Source organism: Paracoccus acridae (assembly GCF_014642735.1).
GTDB classification, from domain to species: domain Bacteria; phylum Pseudomonadota; class Alphaproteobacteria; order Rhodobacterales; family Rhodobacteraceae; genus Paracoccus; species Paracoccus acridae.
In genome coordinates this window covers 116,753-134,814 of the sequence record NZ_BMIV01000006.1, presented here as the reverse complement: position 1 = coordinate 134,814, position 18,062 = coordinate 116,753, and the positions used below count along the sequence as shown (strand labels likewise).

Below are 18,062 nucleotides of genomic sequence, written 5' to 3'. Positions count from 1 at the left end.
AGACGGGCGTCGATTTTGAGAAAAGCTGGCCGCTGGCCCGCAGGAAAGGCAAAAACCGCATGGCGATGGACAAGACCAGCTTCGACAAGGGCGACCTGCTGGCCTGCGCACGGGGCGAGCTGTTCGGCCCCGGCAATGCGCAGCTGCCCGAGCCGCCCATGCTGATGATGGACCGCATCACGGAGATTTCGGAAGACGGCGGCGAACATGGCAAGGGCCATGTGGTGGCCGAATTCGACATCACCCCCGACCTGTGGTTCTTCGCCTGCCATTTCCCCGGCAACCCGATCATGCCGGGCTGCCTGGGCCTGGACGGGCTGTGGCAGCTGACCGGCTTCAATCTTGGCTGGCGCGGCTGGCAGGGGCGCGGCTATGCCCTGGGCGTGGGCGAGGTGAAGCTGACCGGCATGGTCCGCCCCGACCGCAAGCTGCTGCGCTATCACGTCGATTTCACCAAGGCCGTGCAGACGCGGCGCCTGACCATGGGCGTGGCCGACGGCCGCGTCGAGGCGGATGGCGAAACCATCTACCAGGTCAAGGACATGAAGGTCGCGCTGTCGTCCAACTGACGGCGGCCCATCAACCAAAGGAGAAGGCCCATGCGGCGCGTCGTCATCACCGGCCTTGGCATCGTATCGCCCATCGGCAACAACGCCGACGAGGTCACCGAAAGCCTGAAGGCGGGCCGTTCGGGCATCGTCTTCGCCCCGGAATATGCCGAACACGGCTTCCGCAGCCAGGTCCACGGCATGCCGCAGATCGTGCTGGAAGACCATATCGACAAGCGCAACCTGCGCTTCATGGGTCCGGGCGCGGCCTATAATTTCCTGGCCATGGAACAGGCGATCAAGGATTCAGGGCTTGAGGAAAGCGACGTCTCGAACGAGCGCACCGGCCTGATCATGGGATCGGGCGGGCCGTCCACGTCGAACTTCTTCCTGGCGCACCAGACCGTCATCGAAAAGGGCAGCCCCAAGCGCATGGGGCCGTTCATGGTGACGCGCTGCATGTCGTCCACCAATTCGGCCACGCTGGCCACGCCCTTCAAGATCAAGGGCGTGAACTATTCCATCACCTCGGCCTGCGCGACATCCGCGCATTGCATCGGCAACGGGGTCGAGCAGATCCAGATGGGCAAGCAGGACATCGTCTTCGCCGGCGGCGGCGAGGAACTGGACTGGACGCTGTCCTGCCTGTTCGACGCCATGGGCGCCATGTCGTCGAAATACAACGACACGCCCGAAACCGCCTCGCGCGCCTATGACGCGACCCGCGACGGCTTCGTGATCGCGGGCGGCGGCGGCGTGGTCGTGCTGGAGGAACTGTCCCACGCCCTGGCGCGCGGCGCGAAGATCTATGCCGAAGTCACCGGCTATGGCGCGACCAGCGACGGATACGACATGGTGGCTCCGTCCGGCGAGGGTGGCGAGCGGGCGATGCGCGTGGCGCTGGCAACCCTGCCCGAAGGGCGCAAGGTCAGCTATATCAACGCGCACGGCACCTCGACCCCTGTAGGCGACGTGGGCGAGGTCAAGGCCGTCCGTCGCATCTTTGGCGAGGGCAACACGCCGCCGATCAGCTCGACCAAGTCGCTGACCGGGCATTCGCTGGGCGCGACCGGGGTGCACGAGGCGATCTACAGCCTGCTGATGTTGCAAAATGACTTCATTGCAGCCTCTGCAAACGTGACCACTCTGGACCCCGACCTTTCGCCAAGCGAGATTGCGACAAGCCGGGTGGACAATGCCGGTCTTGATTCCGTGCTGTCGAACAGCTTCGGGTTCGGGGGAACGAACGCCACCCTGCTGATGTCGAAATACCAGGAATAGGTAGGGCCGGTACATGGGCGATCTTCTTCAAGGCAAGCGCGGGCTTGTGATGGGGGTCGCCAACGACCATTCCATCGCCTGGGGCATCGCGAAGGCGGTGTCGGACCAGGGGGCGGAACTGGCCTTTTCCTATCAGGGCGAGGCCTTCGGCAAGCGGGTGCAGCCCCTGGCGGCATCGGTCGGGTCGGATTTCCTGCTGGACGTGGACGTGACCGACGACGCATCGCTGGACGCGGCCTTCGGGGCGATCACCGAACGCTGGGGCAAGCTGGACTTCGTGATCCATGCCATCGCCTTTTCCAGCAAGAACGAACTGACCGGCCGCTTCGTGAACACCAGCCGGGCGAACTTCAAGCACAGCCTGGAAATTTCCTGCTATTCCCTGATCGAGGTGGCGCGGCGCGCCCATCCGCTGATGGCGGCCAGTGAATCGGGGGGCGGGTCGCTGATCACGCTGACCTATGGCGGGTCGAACCGGGTGACGCCCTTCTACAACGTGATGGGGGTTGCCAAGGCCGCGCTGGAATCGACGGTGCGCTATCTGGCGAACGACCTGGGCCCCGACGGTATCCGCGTGAACGCGATCAGCCCCGGCCCGATGAAGACCCTGGCGGGCGCGGCCATCGGCGGGGCGCGCAAGACCTTCCGCCATACCGAGGCCAATGCCCCCCTGCGCAAAAACGCCACGCTGGAGGCGATCGGCGGCACGGCGGTCTGGCTGCTGTCGGACTGGGGCGCCTGCACCACCGGGGAAATCGTGCTGGTCGATGGCGGCTATCACGTCCTGGGAATGCCGCAGAGCGAGAATTTGTGAGGACAGGCCGGGGGCCAGCCCGTCGCCGATCGGTTCTCGAACCGATGGCGCACCGACCGGCGACCCCCGGGATATTTGGGCACAGAAGATGGGCGGCATGTTCTTCACGGCGGATGACGGGGCGCGGCTGGCCTATTCGGACCAGGGCGAGGGGCTGCCGGTCCTGTGCCTGGCCGGGCTGACGCGGAACATGGGCGATTTCGATTACCTCGCGCCGCATCTGTCGGGCGTGCGGCTGATCCGCATGGATTATCGCGGGCGGGGGCAGTCCGACCGCACCGGCGCCGCCACCTATACCGTTCCGCAGGAAGGCAAGGATGCGCTGGCGCTGCTGGATCACCTAGGGGTGGACAGGGCCGCGATCCTGGGCACGTCTCGCGGCGGGCTGATCGGGATGCTGCTGGCCGCCGTGGCGCGTGACCGGCTGCTGGGGCTGTGCCTGAACGATGTCGGCCCGGTGATCGAGCGCGCGGGGCTGGAGCGGATCTTCGACTATGTCGGCCGCAATCCGGCGGCGCGGACGCATGCGGCGCTGGCGGAACGGCTGCCTGCCGCCATGCCGGGCTTTGCCAATGTCCCCGATGGCCGCTGGCTGGAGGATGCGCGGCGCCATTACGAGGAAACGCCGGAAGGGCTGCGCATCCAGTATGACCCTGCCCTGCGCGAGGCCTTCTTGGCGGCGTTCGAGGGCGAGTCCCCTGACCTGTGGCCGCTGTGGGATGCAACGGCGGGGCTGCCCGTCGCGCTGATCCGGGGGGCCAATTCCGACCTGCTGTCGGAGGGTGTCGCGGCCGAGATGCTGCGCCGCCGCCCCGACGCGATCATGGCCACGGTGCCGGGCCGCGCCCATGTCCCCTGGCTGGACGAGCTGGAGTCGCTGGATGCGATCAATGCCTGGCTGGATCGCTGCGGGCGCTAGAAGCGCATCCCCACGCTGAAGCTGGCGCCCTCGGTCCCGATGCCGAAATCGGCGGCGCCGAAGGAAAAGCCGATGAGGGCGCCTGTCAGGGCCTGTTGCGCGGTATGTTCGACCGCATGGACCCGGCTTGCCGCCGTCAGCCCCGCCGCGCCGTAAAGGCCGATGCCCGCCGCGCGGTCGTCAGGAAAGCACTTGCCCGCCAGATCCGCCGCGCCAAAGGCCGCCGCGGCGGAATGGCCGGACGGAAAACCCTTCCCCTCGCCATTGGGCCGGATCGATACAGGGGTACCGTCCAGCCAGGTCTTGAGGCCGAGGACCACCGCCGCCTGCAAGGCGCCGCGAAGGGCGAAGTCCTCCAGCCGGTCGTCGCGGGCGGCGCAGACGGCGGCGGCAAGCGGCAGGCCGTATTTCATCGCCGTGCCGAAATCCCCGAACGGGTCGGCCGTGGCGGGTTGGGCCAGGGTCGCCGCAAGGGCGGCGGCTGCCACCAGCTTCAACGCTGCATCGCCTCGACATATTCCATCAAGGCGACCAGGCGCACGGGCGTGGGCGTCGGATTGCCGTCGCCCGCGTCATAGGGAATGGTCGGCCCGTCCAGCAGGTCGCCGAATTGCGGCATCGGCGATTCGCTGCGGCCGGGCGTGAAGCCATAGATATGGCCCATCACCTGCAGGCGCGGGAAGACGCCGCCATTCTTGGCCGCGACCTGCGTCAGATCGACCGGATGGGGGACCATCCCCTCGGTCGCCGGGCCGCCGCCACGACCGTCCGCGCCATGGCAATCGACGCAAAGCGCATTGAAATCGTTGCGCGCCTGCACGCGGTCGGATGCCTGCGGCGCGCAGGCGGCGATCAGGCCCGCCATCGCCAGTCCGGCCAGACCCGCCCCATATGTTGCCTTCATCGCTGCCCCTTTCGCATCGTTTTCCCGACTTTGCCCCGGCGGCACGGGTCACGCAACCGTCTGGTTGAGACGGATCACCCGGTCCATGCGCCGGGCCAGGTCGTGGTTATGCGTGGCGATCAGCGCCGACAGGCCCGTGTCGCGGACAAGCGCCATCAGCATGTCGAAGACCCGGTCCGAAGTCTCGGGGTCGAGGTTCCCGGTGGGTTCATCCGCCAAGAGCAGCGCGGGCGCATTGGCAAGGGCGCGGCAGAAGGCCACCCGCTGCTGTTCGCCCCCCGACAGCGCCGCCGGGCGGTGATCCGCGCGCGCCGACAGGCCCACGCGTGCCAGAAGATCGGCGGCGCGGGCGGCGGCGTCGCGTTGGGGAACGCCGTTGGCAAGCTGCGGCAGGATGATGTTTTCCGCCGCGCTGAATTCCGGCAGCAGGTGGTGGAACTGGTAGACGAAGCCCAGCTCGGCCCGCCGCGCCTCGGTCCGGGGCTTGTCGGGCAGCCCGGTCATGTCACGCCCGTTGAGGATCACGCGCCCCGCGTCGGGCGTGTCCAGCAGCCCCGCGATATGCAGCAGCGTCGATTTGCCCGCGCCCGACGGCGCGACCAGGGCCACCACCTCTCCGCGCGCGACGGACAGATCCAGGCCGCGCAGGACCGGCACCGGGGCGGGACCGTCCTTGCCATAGGTCTTGCCGACCCCTTCCAGCCGCAACACGTCATTCATAGCGCAGGGCCTCGACCGGGTTCATGCGCGCGGCGCGGCGCGCGGGAAAGATCGTAACGACGAAGGACAGGAACAGCGACAGCGCCACCGCGCGGAAGATGTCCCAGGCACGCAATTCGGCGGGCAGGCGATAAATGCCCCGCACCTCGGGCTGCCAGGCGCCCCCGCCGGTCAGGGCGTTCAGCGCGGCCATGATATTGTCCACGTTCAGCGCCAGAAGCACGCCCAGGACCACCCCGGCGATGGTGCCGATGACGCCCGTGAAGGCCCCGCACAGAAAGAAGACCCGCAGCACCGCGCCCTCGGTCAGGCCCATGGTGCGCAGGATGCCGATGTCGCGGCCCTTGTTCTTGACCAGCATGATCAACCCGCTGGTGATGTTCATGGATGCGATCAGCACCAGCACCGACAGGATGACGAACATCACATCATCCTCCATGTCGAGCGCGGCCAGGAACGACCCCGAGGAGTCGCGCCAGTTCCAGACCTGCGCGCCATCGCCCGCCGCCTGAATCAGCGGCAGGGTCCAGTCGTCCACCCGTTCGGGGTCGGCGACGAAGACCTCGATCTCGTCGGCGACGCCCTCGCGGTTGAAATATGACTGCGCCTCGGCCATGGGCATGTAGATGCGGGTGCGGTCGATGTCGTATCGCCCGGCGCTGAAGATGTATGTGACCTCATAGGCCTTGACGCGCGGCGTGGTGCCGATGGCCGTGCGCGCGCCTTCGGGGGCGATCAGGCGGATCCGGTCGCCCAGGCCCACCGCCAGTTCGCGCGCGATGCCCGAGCCGATGGCGATGCCGCGGTCGAAATCCTCAAGGCTGCCGACCGAGGTCTGGGGATCCACGATCCGCGGCATTGCCTTGAGATCATCGAGGGTTACGCCAAACACTTCGGCCACGTTCGAGCTGTCGTTGGCGGTCGCCATGACCTGGCCGCGAACCACGGGCGCCGTCCGCGTGACACCCGGCACCTGCGCCAGCTTCGCGGCCATGGCGTCGTAATCCGCGATCCGGCCGGGGACGACATAGACATCCTCGGTGAATTCGTTGGTGATGCGCTGCGGCGCCATGTAGACCGTCGTATGGGCATTGGCCCCCAGGATCGTGTCCACGAACTCGGCCCGGAAACCCGCGCGCACGGCCAGGGTGGCGATCAGCGCCATGACGCCCAGGGCGATGCCGATCAGGCTGATCCAGGTCATCACGCTGACCCCGCCCTCGGCCCGGCGGGCGCGCAGGTATCGCCAGGCGATGGTGAATTCGTATCGGGAAAACGGTCGGGGTGTGGCCATCGGGACGCCTTGATTTTGCGCGGGGAACCTGACCGGGACGCCCCCAAAGATCAAGCCGACAAAGGCGTGAGGGCTTCTTCGTTGCTCAAATACCCATATTGCGACGGCAGCCCCCAGATGCCACATGAGGGGCATGGCAAAATCCACCAATGCTTTCACCTGCACCGCCTGCGGTGCGTCCCACAAGAAATGGGCCGGGCGCTGCGATGCCTGCGGGGCCTGGAACACCATTGTCGAGGAAGCGCCCCTGTCCCAGGGTCCGGGCCGGGGCCTTGGCGCCCACAAGGGCCGCGCCGTTTCCCTGTCCAGCCTGATGACGACCGAGGCCCCGCCCCCGCGCAGCCTGTCGGGGATGGAGGAACTGGACCGCGTGCTGGGCGGCGGCCTTGTGCCCGGCAGCGCGATCCTGGTCGGCGGCGATCCCGGCATCGGCAAGTCCACGCTGCTGCTGCAAGGCGCCGCGGCCTTTGCCCGGCGCGGCGCGAACGCGGTCTATATCAGCGGCGAGGAAGCAAGCGCCCAGGTCAGGATGCGCGCGCAGCGGCTGGGCCTGGCGGATGCGCCGGTGCGGCTGGGGGCGGAAACCAACCTGCGCGACATCCTGACCACGCTGGACAATGAACGCCCCGACCTTGCCATCATCGATTCCGTCCAGACGCTCTGGTCCGACCAGGTCGAGGCTGCGCCGGGCAGCGTGGCTCAGGTGCGGGCGGCGGCGCATGAACTGGTGACATTCGCCAAGCGCAAGGGCGTGGCGATCTTCCTAGTGGGCCATGTCACCAAGGAGGGCCAGATCGCGGGCCCCCGCGTGGTCGAACACATGGTCGATACCGTCATCTATTTCGAGGGCGAGCGCGGCCACCAGTTCCGCATCCTTCGGTCCGTCAAGAACCGCTTCGGCCCCGCGGACGAGATCGGCGTCTTCGAGATGACCGGCAGCGGCCTGGCCGAGGTCGCCAACCCCTCGGCCCTGTTTCTGTCCGAACGCGGCCAGCCGGTGCCCGGCAGCGCCGTCTTCGCCGGGATCGAGGGCACGCGGCCCGTTCTGACCGAGGTGCAGGCGCTTGTCGCCCCATCCACCCTGGCATCCCCGCGCCGGACGGTCGTGGGCCTGGACTCGGGCCGGGTCAGCACCATCCTGGCCGTGCTCGAGGCGCGCTGCGGCATTCCCTTCGCGGGGTTGGACGTGTTCCTGAACGTGGCGGGCGGGATGCGCGTCAACGAACCCGCCGCCGACTTGGCGATCGCCGGCGCGCTTCTGTCGGCGCGCGAGGACAGCGCCCTGCCCCCCGAGGCGGTGCTGTTCGGCGAAATCAGCCTGTCGGGCGCGCTCCGTCCCGTCGCGCAGGCGGAAAACAGGTTGAAAGAAGCGCAGAAACTTGGTTTTTCACAGGCGATTTTGCCCGACAGCCAGAAGGTCGAGGGCGCAGGGGGCATGAGGATCAACCGCATCGCCGACCTGACGAGATTCGTGGGCGAGGTCTTCGGCGCCGGCTGAAGTGCTTGACTTGAAAACATAACCGGCGCGAGGGGCAAGAACCATGGACGGATTCACGATCATCGACGCGGTGGTGGCTGCGGTCATCATCCTTTCGGCCATCCTGGCCTGGTCGCGCGGATTCGTGCGCGAATCGCTGGCGATCCTGGGATGGATCGGCGCGGCGGTGCTGGCCTTCATCTTCGCCGCCGCCATGCGCCCGCTGATCGCGCAACTGCCGGTCCTGGACCGCTTTCTCGGCGACAGCTGCGAACTGGCGACCATCGCGGGCTTTGCCGTGGTCTTCGCGCTGGCGCTTGTAGTCTTTTCCATCATCACCCCGCTGTTCTCCTCGGTCGTGCAACGCTCGGCGCTTGGCGGGGTGGATCAGGGCATGGGCTTCCTGTTCGGCGTGGCCCGCGGCATCCTTTTGGTCGCGATCGCCTTCATCGTCTATGACCGCGTGATGACCAGCCAGCAGGTCGCGGTGGTGGAAAACAGCCGCAGCGCCCAGGTGTTCGAGCGGATGCGCGGCCAGATGAACCAGCAGATCCCCGACGACGCGCCGGGCTGGATCGTCAGCCGCTATGAACAGATGGTGGCGGGCTGCACCGCGACCGCAACGCCCTCGGCGCAGGAAACACCGCCCGCCAACTGATGCGCCGGGCGCATGCCTGCCCTGCCATGACGGTTTGGTGACGAAAAACCGCCCCCGTCGGCTTGCGGGGGCGTGACTTTGGGTCGCACCCGCACTACATGGGGCGGGACAGCCCAAAGCCATTCAGGATGCCGCGATGCAACCATTCCTGGCCCATCCGTTCGATTCGGACCGCCTCCATGAAGAATGCGGCATCTTCGGGGTCATCGGCGTCGCCGATGCCTCGAGCTTCGTGGCCCTTGGCCTGCACGCGCTGCAGCATCGCGGCCAGGAAGCGGGCGGCATCGTCGCCCATGACCCCGAAAGCGGCTTCAACAGCGCCCACCGCTTCGGCTATGTCCGCGACAACTTCACCAAGGCCGACGTGATGGGGACCCTGCCGGGGCCGCTGGCCATCGGCCATGTGCGCTATTCCACCGCCGGCACCAAGGCCGCGACGGCGATCCGCGACGTGCAGCCCTTCTTCGGCGAATTCCACATGGGCGGCTGCGCCATCGCCCATAACGGCAACATCACCAACGCCGCCGCCCTGCGCCGCGAGTTGATCGAGCGCGGCTCGATCTTCCAGTCCTCCAGCGACAGCGAATGCATCATCCACCTGATGGCGCGGTCGATCCAGCGCAACATCCCCGAACGGATGAAGGACGCCTTGCGCCGGGTCGAGGGCGCGTTTTCCGTCATCGCCATGACGCGGACCAAGCTGATTGGCGTGCGCGATCCCCTGGGCGTGCGCCCGCTGGTCATGGGCAAGGTGGGCGAGGGCTTCGTGCTGGCGTCGGAAACCTGCGCGCTGGACATCATCGGGGCCGAGTTCATCCGCGAGATCGAGCCGGGCGAAATGGTCGTGATCTCGCGCGGAGAGGTCGAAACGTCCCGCCCCTTCGGGCCGTCCACGGGGCGGTTCTGCATCTTCGAGCATGTCTATTTCTCGCGTCCCGATTCGATCATCGGCGGGCGTTCGGTCTATGAGACCCGCCGCCAGATCGGCGTGGAACTGGCGCGCGAGGCGCCCATCGAGGCCGATCTGGTCTGCGGGGTGCCCGACAGCGGCACGCCCGCGGCCATCGGCTTTGCGCAGGAATCGGGCATCCCTTACGGGTTGGGGATCATCCGCAACCAGTACATGGGCCGCACCTTCATCGAGCCGACCGAGCAGATCCGCAACATGGGCGTGCGGTTGAAGCTGAACGTCAACCGGTCGCTGATCGCGGGCAAGCGGGTGGTTCTGGTCGATGACAGCGTGGTGCGCGGCACCACGTCGCGCAAGATCAAGGACATGATCCTGGACGCGGGCGCGGCCGAGGTGCATTTCCGCATCGCCTCGCCCCCGACCGCATGGCCCTGCTTCTATGGCGTGGACACGCCCGACCGCGACAAGCTGCTGGCCGCGAACATGACGCCCGAGGAGATGCGCGACTGGATCGGCGTCGATTCGCTGGCCTTCGTGTCGCTGGACGGGCTTTACCGCGCCGTGGGCGAGGCCGAGGGCCGCAACAAGGCCTGCCCGCAATATTGCGACGCCTGCTTTTCGGGCGATTATCCGGTGGCGCCCTTCGACCAGCTTGAGCGTGGGTTCCGCATGAAGTCGGGATCGGAAACCGCGATGAACGAGGCGGCGGAGTAACGGGGGACTTCACGTCCCCCGCACCCCCTGTGGGATATTTGCGCACAGAAGATGCTCAGCGGACGATCCGTTCCAGCGGGTCGTACCAGGCAGCGTGCTGGCCCCAAACGGCGCGGGCCAGCATTCCGGGCTTGTGGCGCAGGCGGGCAAGGTCGGCGCGCGTGGCCCAGGTGAAGCGGTTCACCACCTTTTCGGGATCTTCCAGGACAATCCCGGCATTGCCGGTCAGCCTGGCGCGGAAGATGATCTCGACCTGATGGAAGCCGCGTTCGGGGTCGTGGAATTCGTTGACCAGGATCGGGGCGCTGACGGTGATCGCAAGGCCGGTTTCCTCGGCCACTTCGCGGATCAGGTTTTCGGGCAGCGACTGGCCGGGTTCGACCCCGCCGCCGGGCAGGCACCACAGGTCGGACTGCTGGCCGGGATAGGCGTTGACCAGCAGCAGCCGGTCGTCGCGCAGGATCGCCGCGCGGGCCGCCAGCCGGAGCGGCTTCATCCGGTGATCCGGTTGACGTGCCCCATCTTGCGCCCCGGGCGCGGCGTGCCCTTGCCGTAAAGGTGGACCTGCGTCTTCGGCGATTTCAGCAGGTCGGGCACGCGGTCCAGGTCGTCGCCGATCAGGTTTTCCATCACCACATCCGCATGGCGCTTGCCGTCGCCCAGCGGCAGGCCCGCCACCGCACGGACATGCTGTTCGAACTGATCGACCGCGCAGCCGGCCTGGGTCCAGTGGCCCGAGTTGTGGACGCGGGGCGCGATCTCGTTCACGATCAGGCCCTGGGGGGTCACGAACAGCTCGACCCCCATGACGCCGACATAATCAAGCGCATTGGCGATGCGGGCGGCGATCAGCACCGCATCGGTCGTGATCTTGCCGGGCAATCCGCAGGGCACGGTGGTGGTGCGCAGGATGCCCCCTTCATGGACATTCAGGCCAGGGTCAAAGGCCGCGACCTGCCCGTCAGCGCCGCGCGCGATGATGACGCTGATTTCGGCCGAGAAATCAACAAAGCCTTCCAGCACGGATGGCGCGCCGGTCCATTCGGCGGGACCGCCGCCGATCCGCACCTGACCCTTGCCGTCATAGCCCATGCGGCGGGTCTTGAGGATCGAGGGGCGGCCGATCCGCGCAACGGCCGCGTCAAGGTCAGTCTCGGCCGGGACGTCGGCGAAGGGTGCGGTCGCCAGGCCGATGTCGTTCAGGAAGGTCTTCTCGGTCAGCCGGTCCTGGGACACCGCCAAGGCGCGGCGGTTGGGCCGGATCGGACGGATCGATTCCAGCAGATCCAGGGTCGTGGTCGGCACATTCTCGAATTCATAGGTGATGACATCGACGCTTTCGGCGAAGGCGCGCAGGGCGGCCTCATCCTCATAGGGCGCGGTGGTCACGCGCCAGGCGACGTCGCCCGCAGGGGCGGCACCGGGTTCGAAGATGTGGCAGCGCAGGCCAAGGCGGCTGGCCGCGACGGACAGCATCCGGCCCAATTGCCCGCCGCCCAGGATGCCGATGGTCTGGACGTCACTCATCGCGCGGCTCCTTGGGGATGGAATCGGACAGCGCCTGCCGCCATTCGTCCAGGCGCTGCGCCAGGTCGGGGTCGGACAGGGCGAGGATCCCCGCCGCCATCAACCCCGCATTAGCCGCGCCCGCCGACCCGATGGCCATGGTCGCCACCGGATAGCCCTTGGGCATCTGCAGGATGGAATAAAGCGAATCGACCCCGGACAGGGCCTTGGTCTGGACCGGCACGCCGATCACCGGCACGCGGGTCTTCGACGCCATCATGCCCGGCAGGTGCGCCGCGCCGCCCGCGCCCGCGATAATGACGCGCAGCCCGCGTTCCACCGCCGTCTTGCCATAGTCCCACAGCCGGTCGGGGGTACGGTGCGCGCTGACGATCCGGGCCTCGTATCCCACGCCCAGTTCATCCAGAATCGTCGCGGCTTCCTTCATCGTAGGCCAGTCCGACTGGCTGCCCATGATGATGCCCACAGGTTTGTCCATTCGTCGTCCCCCGCATCTGCCCGCCCGTCCTAGCGCGCAGGGGCGCAGGCCGCAATCAGGCGATGATGTCGGGGGTGATCTCGTCTTCCAGGCGCGAGATCTGGTCCTTGAGCATCAGCTTCTGCTTCTTCAGCCGTTGAAGCGCCAGCGAGGATGTCAGTTGCTGCGCCGACAGGGCCGCGATCGCCTCGTCCAGGTCGCGGTGTTCGCAGCGCAGCGCGGCCAGCTTGGCGCGGATGATTTCGTCATGGGACATCTCGTGGTGCATGTTCATCTTGCTTGGCCTGGCTGACGCGTGAAACCGCTTTGTCACTATAATCCGTAGCACGGCACATGTTAACAGAATGCTTCGCAGTGCGTGGATCGGGCTTGCATTTTTGCCCGCCCTTCCAGGATTGGACCCGTTGCCTCACAAGGGGTTGCGCGCAATGGCATCCCTTGTGCCGCCGCCGACGCCGGATCGCGCGGGCCTGTGCGATCCCGTCCCGACCGGCCTTGCATGGCCCGTCGCGCGCCCACATATTGATGGCAAGCGGATCGCCGCCAAAGGGGTCCGCAAACCAGTCGCTTGACGGAAAGAGGGCTGACGATGACCAAGATTTCGCTGGGTGCGCATCCGTATCTGCTGGGGTTCGACCAGCTTGAACGACTGGCCGAACGGGCCGCGAAAGGCGCCGAAGGCTATCCGCCCTATAACATCGAACACATCGCCCCGGACGGGTTCCGAATCACGCTGGCCGTCGCGGGTTTCGCGGAACAGGATCTGTCGGTCACGACCGAGGACCGGCAGCTTGTGATCCGCGGCCGGATGGCCGATCCCGAAGGGGACCGCGTCTTCCTGCACCGGGGCATCGCCGCCCGTGCCTTCCAGCGCAGCTTCGTTTTGGCCGATGGGGTCGAGGTCGAGGGCGCCCAGATGGAGAACGGGCTTTTGCACATCGACCTGCGCCGGCAGCAGCCCCAGCAGGTCGTCCAGACCATTCCGATCAGCCGCAAGTAAGGGGATCATCATGGATACCAAATTCGATTTCGGCGGCATCGACGCCGAAAAGACCGTCTATATCCGGCAGGTCGAGACCCGCACCCTGCCCCAGGAAATCCAGCAGCAACTGCCGGGGATCGAGACGATGTATGCCGTCCACGACACCGATGGCGAACGGCTGGCCCTGGTCAAGGAACGCCCGCTGGCCTTCATGCTGGCGCGCCAGAACGAACTGACGCCCGTCAGCGTCCACTGACCGCCTTGTCTGGCGGCGGGGCGGTCACGCCCTGCCGCGCAGGATGCCGCGCCAGGCCAGGATCGCCAGGATCGCGCTGAAGACGCCAAGCTGATAGATCAGAGCGTGCGACATCGCCCCGGTATAGTCGCCGCCCCCCTGCCCGTTCAGCCGGACGAAGAACAGGCTGGACACGACCGCGATGCCGATGGCCGCGCCGACCTGCTGGAAGGCCTGCATCGCCCCGGACCCCGCGCCCGCGTCGCGGCCGGGCACCGATTGCAGCACCGTCTGGAACAGCGGAGAGATCGTCAGCCCCATCCCCAGCCCGCAGATCGCCAGGGGCGCCGCCAGCGACATCACCCCGAAGGGCTGGGGCGGATGGCCGGTCAGATGGCGCAGATAGGCCATCCCCGCCAGCATGATCGCCACCCCGACCGCCATGCGCCGGGACATCGCCCTGGTGCCGAAGCGCCCGGTGACATAGCTGCCCAGCATGATCCCCAGCGGAAAGGGCGCCGTGGCCATGCCGGAATGCAGCGGATCCAGCCCGAACCCGGTTTGCAGATAGATCGCCAACACCAGGAACATTCCGGGGATGGCCGAGAAATGCAGCATCACCATCGCGACCCCCGACAGATAGCCGCCGTTCCGCATCAGCGCCACGGGCAGCAATTGCCCCCGGCCGCGGCGCGCAAGCCTGACCTGGCGCCAGACGAACAGCGCCCCCAGCGGCACCGCCGCCGCCAGCATCGCCACGCACCACCAGGGCCAGCCCAGCAGCGCGCCCTCGATCACCGGCAGGACGACCATGATCACGGCCAGCGAAAAGATCGCGATGCCGATCCAGTCGATCCGCATCCGGGAATCGGATGACAGCGCGGGGATCCAGCGAAGCCCCGCCGCGATCACGAAGATCCCCACCGGCAGGTTGACCAGGAAGATCGGCCGCCAGTCCAGCCCCCAGATGTCGCCGATGATCAGCGCGCCGCCCAGCAGCGGCCCGGTGACGGCCCCCAGGCTTGCCACCACCCCGGCAAGCGCGAACGCGCGGGCCTTCTGTTCGGGCGGAAACATCACATGCATGATCGCCATCACCTGCGGCACCATCATGGCCCCGCCGATCCCTTGCAGGGCGCGCGACCAGATCAGCATCGGCATGGACAGCGCGAACCCGCACAGCGCCGAGGCCAGCGTGAACAGCGCCACCCCCCACAGGAACAGCCGCTTGCGCCCGAACTTGTCGCCGAAGCGCCCGAAGGGCAGCAGCCCCGCCGCGAAGGCCAGCACATAGGCCGCCGAGACCCATTCGATCTGCGCCGCGGTGGCGTTCAGGTTGTCCCTGATCGAGGGCAGCGCGACGTTCACGATGCTGACGTCGATCAGGTTCATGAAGTTGCCCAGCAACAGCAGCACCGTTGCCAGCCACGGGTTGTAGCCGGCAATGCCTGGACTTGTCGGGGTCATGATGCCGCCTTCTTGCAGATCGTGGAATTTCCGGACGGTCTAGGGCATTGTCCCGGGTTCGACCATCCGCACTCCGATGCTGACTTCGTGGGGGCGATAAAGTTCCCTCGCGGCGGCCTCGAACAGCATCAGATGCGTGGCGCCGTGGTTGCGCGCCACCAGGGCCTGCCACAGCGCGGCGCGGGGACCTTTCGGCGGCGCAACGGGCAAGGGCGACAGGATCGCGTCGTCGGGCGCATCGAGTGCCACGCCCGGCAGCGGCTGGACCAGCAGCAGCGCGTCCAGATCCCGTGCAGCGCGCAAGGCGGGGGCGAGTTGTTCGGGACGGTCGGGCTGGACCGCCAGCACGCGGGCCTTGCCCCGGTCGGCGATCAAGGCGCGCAGGCCGGTCGGCGTCATGCCCCCTGTCGCAGGGCGGCGCAGGCCCTTGACCCTGCCGCCCAGCAGGACCGGATCGCCCCAAGCGTCGGTCACGGACATCACCGCGACCACGCCCCCTTCGTCGCGCAGGGCGATATCGTCGCCGGGCTGCACCCGTGCCGCGAAATCCGCATCGACCTGCAAGGCCAGCGGCACCGGCCAGGGCGACACCGCGCCGCCCTGAACGGCGTCGTGGTCGGCCCGGGTCATGTAGCCGCGCAAGGGGGCATATGCCCCGTTCATCAGCAGGGCCAGGTCGCCCGCCTGTTGCGCGTCCAGCGTCCAGGCAGGCAGCCGGGCGGAATCTGCCAGCAGGGCGGCTGCGGCCTCGGGGGAAACGTAAAGCTCTCGGATCATCATGGGCCATGGCTAGCGCAGGCCCGGCCGTTTGTCATCCTTGCCCGTTCGGTGTAGGGATCGGCTGTTATCGCCAACGGGGGGTTGCATGACCAATATCCGCGCCGTGATCTTCGACATGGACGGCTGTCTTGTGGACAGCGAACCCATGTCGCTGCAAACCCTGGCGGATCTGATGGCGGCCGAGGGGCTGCCCACCACCACCGACGAATTGCGCCGCAAATTCCTGGGCGTGTCGATCCAGTCCATCGTCAGCCACATCGCCGAGGCCCTGGACCGCGACGACCTGCCCGACTTTGCCCGCGATTTCGAGGAAAGCCTGCTGGCGCGCTATCCTGCCGAATTGCGGGTGATCCCCGGCATCCCCGCCCTGCTAGACGATCTGGCGGCGCGCGGGATCATGGTGGCGATCGCCACGGGCAGTTCGATCCGCAGGCTGGGGATCACGCTGCAGGTCGCGGGACTGGCCGAACGGTTCGGCGCCGCCGTCTTCAGCGCCGATCAGGTCAAACATGGCAAGCCCGCGCCCGACCTGTTCCTGCTGGCCGCAAGCCGGCTGGGCATCCCGCCCGCCGCCTGCGCGGTGATGGAGGATTCGCCCCACGGCATCGTCGGCGCCCGCATGGCCGGGATGCGCGCGGTGGGCTTTACCGGCGGCACGCATCTGGAAGGGATGCGCGACGATCATGCCCGACGCCTGGCGGAAGCCGGGGCAGTGGCCGTGCTGCCGGATCTGTCCGGCATGGCGGATGTGCTGCTGGATCATCAATCGACAAGCGCCTGAGGGGGGACGCATGAGTTTTCTGGGGATCGACCTTGGCACTTCGGGCCTGCGCGCCTTGCTGGTGGACAGCGGCGGCAGGCCCATCGGCGCGACGGAACGGCATTATCCGGTCAGCCATCCGCATTCCGGCTGGTCCGAACAGGACCCGGCCCACTGGATCGCGGCTCTGGACGGCGCCGTGGCGGAGCTGCGCGACCGCCACCCGGAATTTGCCGCCCTGCGCGGCATCGGCGTGGCCGGTCACATGCATGGCGCCACGCTGCTGGATGCCGACGATCGGGTGATCCGCCCCTGCATCCTGTGGAACGACACACGCAGCCATGCCGAGGCCGCGCGCCTGGACGCCACCCCCGGCCTGCGCGACCTGTCGGGCAACATCGTCTTTCCCGGCTTCACCGCGCCCAAGCTGGAATGGGTGCGCGAACACGAACCCGAAAACCACGCGCGCATCGCCCGCGTCCTGCTGCCCGCAGCCTTCCTGAACCTGTATCTGACCGGCGATCACGTCACCGACATGTCGGACGCGGCGGGCACGTCCTGGCTGGATACGGGGGCGCGCGACTGGTCGGACGCGCTGCTGGCGGCCGGGCACATGCGCCGCGACCAGATGCCCCGGCTGGTCGAAGGGTCGGCCGCCGCCGGGCAGTTGCGCGGCGATCTGGCGCAGGCCTGGGGCCTGTCGCATCCGGTGGTGGTGGCGGGCGGCGCGGGCGACAACGCCGCCGCCGCCTGCGGGATCGGCGCGATGGCCGAGGGCCAAGGCTTCGTGTCGCTGGGCACCTCGGGCGTGCTGGTGGCGGCGCGGGACGGCTATCACCCCGCGCCGGAAACCGCGCTGCACACCTTCTGCCACGCGGTGCCGGATACCTGGTATCAGATGGGGGTGATGCTGTCGGCGACCGACAGCCTCAACTGGCTGTCGCAGATTACCGGGGCCTCGCCCGCCGACCTGACCGCGCCCTTGGGTGATGATTTGCGGGCACCGGGCGGGGTGCGGTTCCTGCCCTATCTGTCGGGCGAACGGACGCCGCACAACGACGCGGTGATCCGGGGCGCCTTCACGGGGCTTGGATCGGGGACCACGCGCGACGACCTGACCCGCGCCGTGCTGGAAGGCGTGGCCTTCGGCCTGCGCGACAGCCATCAGGCCTTGCGGGAAACCGGCGCGCGGCTGGACCGGATGATGGCCATCGGCGGCGGCGCGCGGTCGCGTTACTGGCTGCGCGTGATCGCGACGACGCTGGACGTGACCCTGACCCTGCCTGCCGACGGCGAATTCGGCGCGGCCTTGGGTGCGGCGCGGCTGGGCATGGTCGCGGCGGGCGCGGGCAGCGTGGCCGATGTGATGACCGCCCCCGACGTGGTCGAGGAAATCGCCCCCGACGCCACCCTGCGGGACCGCTTCGACGAGGCCTACGGCATGTTCCGCGCAGCCTATCCGGGGATCCGGGCGGTGCAATAGTCCCGCCCGGACGCCGCGATTCCAAGGGGATGAAAAAAAGCATTGTGCCATGTCAGTTTGCTGTCGCAATCTGGCCCCAGCATGACGGCCGCGTAACCGCCGCATCACCAG

At 67.7% G+C, this 18,062-nt stretch carries 21 protein-coding genes; 11 read left to right on the top strand and 10 right to left on the bottom strand.

The genetic code is table 11. The features are described 5' to 3' along the window. The first annotated feature begins 59 nt into the window (after positions 1 to 59). From fabA to IEX25_RS10795, 4 genes are all read left to right on the top strand, one after another. A complete protein-coding gene (fabA, locus tag IEX25_RS10810; RefSeq protein ID WP_103171523.1) occupies positions 60 to 569 on the top strand; it encodes a bifunctional 3-hydroxydecanoyl-ACP dehydratase/trans-2-decenoyl-ACP isomerase in 510 nt (169 codons plus the stop codon). Positions 570 to 599: 30 nt separating this feature from the next. Further along, positions 600 to 1,829, top strand: coding sequence for a beta-ketoacyl-ACP synthase I (fabB, locus tag IEX25_RS10805; RefSeq protein ID WP_103171522.1), 1,230 nt, complete (start codon positions 600 to 602; stop codon positions 1,827 to 1,829). Between the two features lie 13 nt (positions 1,830 to 1,842). Further along, a complete protein-coding gene (locus IEX25_RS10800; protein ID WP_103171521.1) occupies positions 1,843 to 2,643 on the top strand; it encodes an enoyl-ACP reductase FabI in 801 nt (266 codons plus the stop codon). Between the two features lie 88 nt (positions 2,644 to 2,731). Further along, the gene (locus tag IEX25_RS10795) at positions 2,732 to 3,562 is read left to right on the top strand and encodes an alpha/beta fold hydrolase (RefSeq protein WP_188715138.1); all 831 of its coding nucleotides are present in this window, start codon (positions 2,732 to 2,734) and stop codon (positions 3,560 to 3,562) included. Here IEX25_RS10795 and IEX25_RS10790 read toward each other — a convergent pair. The 4 genes from IEX25_RS10790 to IEX25_RS10775 are packed head-to-tail and all read right to left on the bottom strand — an operon-like array spanning position 3,559 to position 6,480. Then, a complete protein-coding gene (locus tag IEX25_RS10790) occupies positions 3,559 to 4,050 on the bottom strand; it encodes a phosphatase PAP2 family protein (RefSeq protein WP_229665145.1) in 492 nt (163 codons plus the stop codon). The two genes, IEX25_RS10795 and IEX25_RS10790, sit on opposite strands and share 4 nt — an antisense overlap. A gap of 5 nt (positions 4,051 to 4,055) precedes the next feature. Further along, entirely contained in the window at positions 4,056 to 4,466 is a 411-nt protein-coding gene (locus IEX25_RS10785; RefSeq protein ID WP_103171519.1) for a c-type cytochrome, read from the bottom strand. Positions 4,467 to 4,514: 48 nt separating this feature from the next. After that, on the bottom strand, positions 4,515 to 5,186 hold the full coding sequence (locus IEX25_RS10780) for an ABC transporter ATP-binding protein (RefSeq protein ID WP_103171518.1): 672 nt from the start codon (positions 5,184 to 5,186) through the stop codon (positions 4,515 to 4,517). Further along, positions 5,179 to 6,480, bottom strand: a complete 1,302-nt coding sequence (locus IEX25_RS10775) for a lipoprotein-releasing ABC transporter permease subunit (RefSeq protein ID WP_188715137.1) — start codon at positions 6,478 to 6,480, stop codon at positions 5,179 to 5,181. The genes IEX25_RS10780 and IEX25_RS10775 overlap by 8 nt, the downstream gene beginning before the upstream one ends. A gap of 133 nt (positions 6,481 to 6,613) precedes the next feature. Here IEX25_RS10775 and radA point away from each other — a divergent pair, with 133 nt between their 5' ends. The 3 genes from radA to purF all read left to right on the top strand — a co-directional run bounded on the left by radA (position 6,614) and on the right by purF (position 10,239). Then, on the top strand, positions 6,614 to 7,978 hold the full coding sequence (radA, locus tag IEX25_RS10770) for a DNA repair protein RadA (protein WP_103171516.1): 1,365 nt from the start codon (positions 6,614 to 6,616) through the stop codon (positions 7,976 to 7,978). 43 nt (positions 7,979 to 8,021) lie between these two features. Beyond that, positions 8,022 to 8,615 carry a CvpA family protein gene (locus IEX25_RS10765; protein ID WP_103171515.1) on the top strand — a complete coding sequence of 198 codons (594 nt, stop codon included), beginning with the start codon at positions 8,022 to 8,024 and terminating at the stop codon, positions 8,613 to 8,615. A gap of 136 nt (positions 8,616 to 8,751) precedes the next feature. Further along, on the top strand, positions 8,752 to 10,239 hold the full coding sequence (gene purF / locus IEX25_RS10760; RefSeq protein WP_103171514.1) for an amidophosphoribosyltransferase: 1,488 nt from the start codon (positions 8,752 to 8,754) through the stop codon (positions 10,237 to 10,239). Between the two features lie 55 nt (positions 10,240 to 10,294). Here the strand turns inward: purF and IEX25_RS10755 are convergent, their stop codons facing one another. From IEX25_RS10755 to IEX25_RS10740, 4 genes are read right to left on the bottom strand one after another with little or no spacing between them, the layout of a single operon-like run. Next, positions 10,295 to 10,735, bottom strand: a complete 441-nt coding sequence (locus IEX25_RS10755; protein WP_188715136.1) for an NUDIX domain-containing protein — start codon at positions 10,733 to 10,735, stop codon at positions 10,295 to 10,297. After that, positions 10,732 to 11,766, bottom strand: coding sequence for a 5-(carboxyamino)imidazole ribonucleotide synthase (locus IEX25_RS10750; protein ID WP_103171512.1), 1,035 nt, complete (start codon positions 11,764 to 11,766; stop codon positions 10,732 to 10,734). Before IEX25_RS10750 ends, IEX25_RS10755 begins: the two co-directional genes overlap by 4 nt. Next, positions 11,759 to 12,244 (bottom strand): 5-(carboxyamino)imidazole ribonucleotide mutase, encoded by a 486-nt coding sequence (gene purE, locus IEX25_RS10745; protein WP_103171511.1) that lies wholly within the window; start codon positions 12,242 to 12,244, stop codon positions 11,759 to 11,761. Before purE ends, IEX25_RS10750 begins: the two co-directional genes overlap by 8 nt. A 55-nt stretch (positions 12,245 to 12,299) precedes the next feature. Beyond that, positions 12,300 to 12,518 carry a YdcH family protein gene (locus IEX25_RS10740; RefSeq protein ID WP_103171510.1) on the bottom strand — a complete coding sequence of 73 codons (219 nt, stop codon included), beginning with the start codon at positions 12,516 to 12,518 and terminating at the stop codon, positions 12,300 to 12,302. 315 nt (positions 12,519 to 12,833) lie between these two features. Between IEX25_RS10740 and IEX25_RS10735 the strand changes: the two genes are divergently transcribed. Together IEX25_RS10735 and IEX25_RS10730 are read left to right on the top strand one after the other, a co-directional pair. Beyond that, a complete protein-coding gene (locus IEX25_RS10735) occupies positions 12,834 to 13,244 on the top strand; it encodes an Hsp20 family protein (RefSeq protein ID WP_103171509.1) in 411 nt (136 codons plus the stop codon). A 10-nt stretch (positions 13,245 to 13,254) separates the two neighbouring features. After that, positions 13,255 to 13,482, top strand: a complete 228-nt coding sequence (locus IEX25_RS10730) for a DUF1150 family protein (RefSeq protein ID WP_103171508.1) — start codon at positions 13,255 to 13,257, stop codon at positions 13,480 to 13,482. A 24-nt stretch (positions 13,483 to 13,506) separates the two neighbouring features. Here the strand turns inward: IEX25_RS10730 and IEX25_RS10725 are convergent, their stop codons facing one another. Both IEX25_RS10725 and IEX25_RS10720 read right to left on the bottom strand, forming a co-directional pair. Beyond that, positions 13,507 to 14,928: an MFS transporter gene (locus IEX25_RS10725; protein ID WP_103171507.1), complete on the bottom strand. Its 1,422-nt coding sequence runs from the start codon at positions 14,926 to 14,928 to the stop codon at positions 13,507 to 13,509. A 39-nt stretch (positions 14,929 to 14,967) separates the two neighbouring features. Beyond that, a complete protein-coding gene (locus IEX25_RS10720) occupies positions 14,968 to 15,708 on the bottom strand; it encodes a bifunctional sulfate adenylyltransferase/adenylylsulfate kinase (protein ID WP_103171506.1) in 741 nt (246 codons plus the stop codon). An 85-nt stretch (positions 15,709 to 15,793) separates the two neighbouring features. Between IEX25_RS10720 and IEX25_RS10715 the strand changes: the two genes are divergently transcribed. Together IEX25_RS10715 and xylB are read left to right on the top strand one after the other, a co-directional pair. Beyond that, on the top strand, positions 15,794 to 16,489 hold the full coding sequence (locus IEX25_RS10715; protein WP_103171505.1) for an HAD family hydrolase: 696 nt from the start codon (positions 15,794 to 15,796) through the stop codon (positions 16,487 to 16,489). Positions 16,490 to 16,499: 10 nt separating this feature from the next. Next, positions 16,500 to 17,951, top strand: coding sequence for a xylulokinase (gene xylB / locus IEX25_RS10710; RefSeq protein ID WP_188715135.1), 1,452 nt, complete (start codon positions 16,500 to 16,502; stop codon positions 17,949 to 17,951). Positions 17,952 to 18,062 lie beyond the last annotated feature (111 nt).

Coding starts and splice junctions, on each gene's coding strand:
- fabA (WP_103171523.1), top strand. CDS start 60: ATGGCGATGGACAAGACCAGCTTCGACAAGGGCGACCTGCTGGCCTGC.
- fabB (WP_103171522.1), top strand. CDS start 600: ATGCGGCGCGTCGTCATCACCGGCCTTGGCATCGTATCGCCCATCGGC.
- IEX25_RS10800 (WP_103171521.1), top strand. CDS start 1,843: ATGGGCGATCTTCTTCAAGGCAAGCGCGGGCTTGTGATGGGGGTCGCC.
- IEX25_RS10795 (WP_188715138.1), top strand. CDS start 2,732: ATGGGCGGCATGTTCTTCACGGCGGATGACGGGGCGCGGCTGGCCTAT.
- IEX25_RS10785 (WP_103171519.1), bottom strand. CDS start 4,466: ATGAAGGCAACATATGGGGCGGGTCTGGCCGGACTGGCGATGGCGGGC.
- IEX25_RS10780 (WP_103171518.1), bottom strand. CDS start 5,186: ATGAATGACGTGTTGCGGCTGGAAGGGGTCGGCAAGACCTATGGCAAG.
- IEX25_RS10775 (WP_188715137.1), bottom strand. CDS start 6,480: ATGGCCACACCCCGACCGTTTTCCCGATACGAATTCACCATCGCCTGG.
- radA (WP_103171516.1), top strand. CDS start 6,614: ATGGCAAAATCCACCAATGCTTTCACCTGCACCGCCTGCGGTGCGTCC.
- IEX25_RS10765 (WP_103171515.1), top strand. CDS start 8,022: ATGGACGGATTCACGATCATCGACGCGGTGGTGGCTGCGGTCATCATC.
- purF (WP_103171514.1), top strand. CDS start 8,752: ATGCAACCATTCCTGGCCCATCCGTTCGATTCGGACCGCCTCCATGAA.
- IEX25_RS10755 (WP_188715136.1), bottom strand. CDS start 10,735: ATGAAGCCGCTCCGGCTGGCGGCCCGCGCGGCGATCCTGCGCGACGAC.
- IEX25_RS10750 (WP_103171512.1), bottom strand. CDS start 11,766: ATGAGTGACGTCCAGACCATCGGCATCCTGGGCGGCGGGCAATTGGGC.
- purE (WP_103171511.1), bottom strand. CDS start 12,244: ATGGACAAACCTGTGGGCATCATCATGGGCAGCCAGTCGGACTGGCCT.
- IEX25_RS10740 (WP_103171510.1), bottom strand. CDS start 12,518: ATGAACATGCACCACGAGATGTCCCATGACGAAATCATCCGCGCCAAG.
- IEX25_RS10735 (WP_103171509.1), top strand. CDS start 12,834: ATGACCAAGATTTCGCTGGGTGCGCATCCGTATCTGCTGGGGTTCGAC.
- IEX25_RS10730 (WP_103171508.1), top strand. CDS start 13,255: ATGGATACCAAATTCGATTTCGGCGGCATCGACGCCGAAAAGACCGTC.
- IEX25_RS10725 (WP_103171507.1), bottom strand. CDS start 14,928: ATGACCCCGACAAGTCCAGGCATTGCCGGCTACAACCCGTGGCTGGCA.
- IEX25_RS10720 (WP_103171506.1), bottom strand. CDS start 15,708: ATGATGATCCGAGAGCTTTACGTTTCCCCCGAGGCCGCAGCCGCCCTG.
- IEX25_RS10715 (WP_103171505.1), top strand. CDS start 15,794: ATGACCAATATCCGCGCCGTGATCTTCGACATGGACGGCTGTCTTGTG.
- xylB (WP_188715135.1), top strand. CDS start 16,500: ATGAGTTTTCTGGGGATCGACCTTGGCACTTCGGGCCTGCGCGCCTTG.